This is a genomic window from Hydrogenophaga sp., assembly GCF_028698005.1.
Lineage (GTDB): Bacteria > Pseudomonadota > Gammaproteobacteria > Burkholderiales > Burkholderiaceae_C > Hydrogenophaga.
On the sequence record NZ_JAQVEJ010000252.1, the window covers coordinates 1 to 2,911 of the forward strand.

At 67.1% G+C, this 2,911-nt stretch carries 2 protein-coding genes; both read right to left on the minus strand.

The genetic code is table 11. From position 1 onward, the window contains the following. Positions 1-1,152: an aminotransferase class V-fold PLP-dependent enzyme gene (locus tag PHQ87_RS15575; RefSeq protein WP_300236393.1), complete on the minus strand. Its 1,152-nt coding sequence runs from the start codon at positions 1,150-1,152 to the stop codon at positions 1-3. A 91-nt stretch (positions 1,153-1,243) separates the two neighbouring features. Continuing rightward, a complete protein-coding gene (locus PHQ87_RS15580; RefSeq protein WP_300236396.1) occupies positions 1,244-2,884 on the minus strand; it encodes a Na/Pi cotransporter family protein in 1,641 nt (546 codons plus the stop codon). Positions 2,885-2,911: the final 27 nt, after the last annotated feature.

A 2,911-nucleotide genomic window follows, 5' to 3' on the forward strand; every position in this document is an offset into this window, starting at 1 on the left:
TCAGGCGGGCACCGCCTCGCTGCGCGGCGCCACCCGGGCCAGGGCCTGGGCCAGACGGGCCACCGTGGCGTCCGTGTCGTGCCACTTGTCCAGGCCGAACAGGCCGAGGCGGAAGGTCCGGAAGTCCGCGCCTTCGTCGCACTGCAGCGGCACGCCGGCGGCCGCCTGCAGGCCGGCGGCCAGAAATTTGCTGGCGTTCTGGATGTCGGGGTCGCTGGTGTAGCTGACCACCACGCCCGGGGCCTCGAAACCCGGCGCGGCCACGCTGGCGAAGCCATGCGTGGCGAGCAGCGTGCGCACGCGGCGGCCCAGTTCGATCTGCTCCTCGCGTACCCGCTCGAACCCGTAGGCCTCGGTCTCCTTCATCGTGTCGCGCAGGCGTTGCAGGGCGTCGGTCGGCATGGTGGCGTGATAGGCATGGCCACCCCCTTCGTAGGCCTCCATGATCTGCAGCCACTTCTTCAGGTCCATGGCGAAGCTGCTGCTTTGCGTGCCATCGATGGCCTGGCGCGCGCGCTCGCCGAGCATGACCATGGCGCAGCAGGGCGAACTGCTCCAGCCCTTTTGCGGTGCCGAGATCAGGATGTCCACGCCGGTGGCGCGCATGTCCACCCACATCGCGCCGGAGGCGATGCAGTCGAGCACGAACAGACCTCCCACGGCATGCACGGCGTCGGCCACGGCGCGCAGGTAGTCGTCGGGCAGCATCATGCCGGAGGCGGTCTCCACGTGCGGCGCGAAGACCAGGGCGGGCTTTTCGCGCGCGATGGCGGCCGTCACCTCGTCGATGGGTGCCGGCACCCACGGGGCCTGCGCATCACCGGCCGTCCGGCGCGCCTTGAGCACGGTGTGGCTGGCCGGGATCGCGCCCATCTCGAAGATCTGTGTCCAGCGGTAGCTGAACCAGCCGTTGCGGATCACCATGACGTGTTGGCCGGCCGCGAACTGGCGCGCCACCGCCTCCATGCCGTAGGTGCCGCTGCCGGGCACGAGCGCCACCGCATGGGCACCGTACACGCGCTTGAGCATGGCGCCGATGTCGGTCATGACACCCTGGAAGCGCCGGGACATGTGGTTGAGCGCACGGTCGGTGTAGACGACCGAGAACTCGAGCAGTCCGTCGGGGTCGATGTGGGGCAGCAGGCCGGGCATGTCGTGTCTCCTGTTCAGCGCCGCTGGCGGCGGCGCGGGGTTGTCCCGGCGAGGTTAGCACAGGCCCCGATCCGGCAGGCGGCCACGGGCATCACGGGGTGGCCTTGCGCAGCCGGCTCGGGGCGAGCGCGCCGACCGATTCGAGGATCGGGTAGGCGATCGAGCAGATGCTCGAGTTGATGCGCTTGAGGTCGTTGATCAGGTCGATGTGCAACGAGCTGGTTTCCATGCTGGACATGCTCTTTTCGGTCAGGCGTTCCAGGTGGGCATAGGCGTATTCGCGCTCGCGGTCGCGAAAGCGCGCTTTCTCTTCCAGCAGCTTCTGGGCATCGCGCACATCGCCATTGAGGAACACGCTCATGGCCAGGCGCAGGTTGTCCAGCAGGCGCTCATGCAGCTCGGTGATCTCGGCCATGCCCGCCTCCGAAAAACTGCGGCCCTGGCGGATTTTCTTGTCCTCGATGTCCAGCAGCACCCGCTCCACCGTGTCGCCGATCTGCTCCATGTTGATCGTGAAGCTGATGATTTCGGTCCAGCGGCGGCTTTCCTCTTCGCTCAATTGTTCGCGCGAGAGCTTGGTCAGGTAGTACTTGATGGCCGAATACAGGTCGTCCACCGTGTCGTCGAGCTTGCGCAACTCCTGCGACAGTTGCTGGTCATTGTTGCGGATCACGGTGATCACGCCGCGCAGCATGGTTTCCACCACGTCGGCCTGGTGCAGGGCTTCGCGCGCGGCACAGGAGATGGCCAGCGATGGTGTGGCCAGCGCGGACGGGTCCAGATGGTTGGGCCGGTGCAGCGGGCTCTGGCGGCTGGCTGGCAGGATCATTTCGACCACGCGTGCGATCGGGCCGGTCAGGCCGATGAAGATCAGGCCGACCATGAGATTGAAGCTCAGGTGAAACAGCACCGTCAGCGCCGCCGGGTCCTGCACCCAGCGCCGCGCCGTGGCCAGCCACAGGTGCATCAGCATGGGTGCGATGAGCACCCCCAGCAACTTGAACAGCAGGTTGCCCAGCGGAACCTGGCGCGTGTGGCGCGAGGCGCCGGCGGTGGTGATGACCGCCAGGATGCCGCTGCCCAGATTGGCGCCCAGCACGAGGCCCATGGCCACCTCGATGCCGACGACGTTGAGTGCCAGTGTGGCGGTCAGCAGTACCACCGCCAGGCTGGAGTACGACACGATGGCCAGCGTGGCACCGACCAGGATCTCCAGCATCAGGTCGCTCGAGAGCGATTCCAGCATGAGCTGCACGGCCGGGTTGCCGGTCAGCACATGGGTGGCCTGGGCGATCAGTTGCAGTGCCAGCAGCATCAGGCCCAGGCCGATCAGTACCCGCCCCACATCGCCCACCTGCGTGCCCTGGCGGGCCAGAAACAGGGTCACGCCGGCGAAGATGCACAGGGGCGAGAGCCACGACAGGTCGAGCGAGAACACCACCGCCATGGTGGCCGAGCCGGCGTCGGCGCCCAGCATCACCGCCAGCGCGGCCGACAGGGAGATCAGGTTGCGCCCGACGAACGCCGAGATGATCAGCGCGGTGGCTGTGCTCGACTGCACCAGGGCCGTGACACCCCAGCCCGAGAGAAAGGCCGAGAAACGGTTGCTGGTGCTGATCGAGAGGATCTGGCGCAGGTTGCTGCCGAACACGCGCAACACCCCCGTGCGCACGAGGTAGGTACCCCAGACAAGCAGGGCGATCGCCGCCAGCAGATTCAGCAGGTGTTTCATGGTTACTGCTGAAATATACGCCGAGCC